Here is an 859-nt window from a genome sequence, read left to right on the forward strand (position 1 = left end):
GTCTGCTGACTGACGTTGCCGTTCGTGTCGGTGGCCGCGATGATCAGGACGTAGGCGTTGTCCCTGTTCGCGTCGGCGGGTGCCTCGAAGTCCGGGGCCGCCACAAAGGTCAGCGCGCCGGTGTTCGGATCGAGGGCGAAGCGTCCAGCGTCAGGTCCCCCCTGGATGGACCAGGTGACGGCTTCGTTCGCTGCGAAGGTCGTCACCTGCACCACACCCTCGTCCACTCCCTCAGCCGAGTTCGCCGCACCCGCTCCGCCAGAGGGTCCGGTGATTGCAGGTGGCGCCGTGTCCTCGTTGACGTCCAGAACCGTCACAGCGACGGCTTGCGTGGTCACGTTGCCGCGGCTGTCCGTGGCGGTGATGACGAGGTCGTAACGGTTGTCGGTGCCCACGTCCGTCGGAGCTTCGAAGTCAGGAGCCGCCAAGAAGCGCAAGGCGCCAGTCGCCGGGTCGATGGCGAACCTGCTCTGGTCCGGTCCTCCGGTCAGCGACCAGGTCACGGTCTCATTGGCCGTGAAGATGTGGATGGCCGTGACGCCCTCGTTCACGGACTTGGCCGAGGCGACCGCACCCGCTCCGCCCGATGGGCCAGTGATCTGTGGGGCGACCTCGTCGAGGTCGAGGACCGTCACCGTCAGCGTCTGCTGGCTCGTGTTGCCATTGGCGTCCCTGGCTTCGACGATCAGGACATAGGTGTTGTTGGTATCGGAGTCGGTCGGCTGCTCGTAGTCGGGCGCGGCAACAAACGTAAGCGCACCCGTCGTCGGGTTGATCGAGAACCGACCCTGGTCGTGGCCGCCGACAAGGGCCCAAGTCACCGGCTCGCCTGCGCTGAAGGCGTGGACCGCAATCGTGC

1 protein-coding gene is annotated in these 859 nt (G+C 66.4%); it reads right to left on the bottom strand.

What is annotated here, in order from left to right; translation table 11 throughout:
* On the bottom strand, positions 1–859 hold an 859-nt coding region (locus tag FHG66_RS21280), incomplete at both ends, for a cadherin repeat domain-containing protein (protein ID WP_176556396.1).

The sequence above is a fragment of the Rubellimicrobium rubrum genome, from assembly GCF_006152115.1.
GTDB classification, from domain to species: Bacteria; Pseudomonadota; Alphaproteobacteria; order Rhodobacterales; family Rhodobacteraceae; genus Rubellimicrobium; species Rubellimicrobium rubrum.